At 68.4% G+C, this 1423-nt stretch carries 2 protein-coding genes; one reads left to right on the top strand and one right to left on the bottom strand.

Going from position 1 to position 1423, the window contains the following annotated elements:
* The first annotated feature begins 215 nt into the window (after window positions 1–215).
* Entirely contained in the window at window positions 216–1223 is a 1008-nt protein-coding gene (gene argF / locus G5C60_RS50650; RefSeq protein ID WP_165271075.1) for an ornithine carbamoyltransferase, read from the top strand.
* A gap of 30 nt (window positions 1224–1253) precedes the next feature.
* Here argF and G5C60_RS52945 read toward each other — a convergent pair.
* Window positions 1254–1423, bottom strand: a 170-nt coding sequence (locus tag G5C60_RS52945; protein ID WP_165271073.1) for an ATP-binding protein, incomplete at its 5' end; no start/stop codon positions are given.

The following is a 1423-nucleotide window of genomic DNA, read 5'->3' as shown; positions in this document are numbered from 1 at the left end:
GGGTGGGCCGCGTTGTATGAGCTGTCCGGTGCAGCGGGACTCCGTCGGTTGAGCGGGAGGGGGGAGCTGCGGGCCCGTTGTGGCTGGTCGCGCCCACGCGGCGGAGCCGCAAATTGACACAGCCCCGCGCCCCTAAAGGGGCGCGGCTGTATAGAAATGTGAAGCATCGTATAGAATTTCAACCGTCCCTGTTTACGTAACCCTGGAGCGCCCCCATGGCGACAGTCCCGACCGCCCTCGCAGGCCGCCACTTCCTGAAGGAGCTGGACTTCACGGCAGCGGAGTTCCGCGGTCTGATCGAGCTTGCCGCCGAGCTGAAGGCGGCGAAGAAGGCCGGGGCGGAGACGCGGTATCTGCAGGGCCGGAACATCGCGCTGATCTTCGAGAAGACCTCGACGCGTACCCGCTGCGCGTTCGAGGTCGCGGCCGCGGACCAGGGCGCGTCGACCACGTATCTCGATCCGTCCGGCTCCCAGATAGGGCACAAGGAGTCCGTGAAGGACACCGCGCGGGTGCTCGGCCGGATGTACGACGCGATCCAGTACCGCGGGGACAGCCAGGCGAATGTCGAGGAGCTGGCCGCGTACGCCGGCGTGCCCGTCTACAACGGCCTCACCGACGACTGGCACCCCACCCAGATGCTCGCCGACGTGCTCACCATGACCGAGCACACGGACAAGCCCCTGTCCGAGATCGCCTTCGCCTATCTCGGCGACGCCCGCTTCAACATGGGCAATTCCTACCTGATCACGGGCGCGCTCCTCGGGATGGACGTGCGCATCGTGGCCCCGCAGGCCTACTGGCCTGCCAAGGAGGTCATCGACGAGGCGCTGAGGATCAGCGAGACGAGTGGCGGTCGCGTCACGTTCACGGAGACGGTGGCCGAGGGTGTCGCGGGCGTCGACTTCGTCGCCACCGACGTCTGGGTCTCCATGGGTGAGCCCAAGGAGGTGTGGGACGAGCGCATCGCCGTCCTGGGTCCGTACGCCGTGACGATGGACGTCCTGCGTGCCACCGGCAACCCGGACGTCAAGTTCCTGCACTGCCTGCCCGCCTTCCACGACCTGGGCACCAAGGTCGGCCGGGAGATCCACGAGCGGCACGGCTTGGACTCCCTCGAGGTCACCGACGAGGTCTTCGAGTCGGAGCACTCGGTCGTCTTCGACGAGGCGGAGAACCGGCTGCACACGATCAAGGCGGTACTGGTGGCGACGCTCGGCTGAGCTCCGCGTCCGCCGACGCTCACGCTCCGCTCACGCCGTGGGTTTCCGCTGCCGCGGCACCACCGGCAGCCTGAACCACACCGCCTTGCCGGACTCCGTGGGGCGGTGGCCGCAGGACGAGCTGAGGGCGCGGATCAGCAGCAGGCCGCGCCCGTGCTCCTGCCAGGGGTCCGGGTCGTCCGGGCCGGGGCGGGTGAGAC

This window comes from Streptomyces scabichelini, from assembly GCF_011045015.1.
In the GTDB taxonomy this organism is placed as follows: Bacteria; Actinomycetota; Actinomycetes; order Streptomycetales; family Streptomycetaceae; genus Streptomyces; species Streptomyces scabichelini.
The sequence above is the reverse complement of the archived record's forward strand: the minus strand, read 5'-3'. Positions and strand labels throughout refer to the sequence as shown.

Coding starts and splice junctions, on each gene's coding strand:
- argF (WP_165271075.1), top strand. CDS start 216: ATGGCGACAGTCCCGACCGCCCTCGCAGGCCGCCACTTCCTGAAGGAG.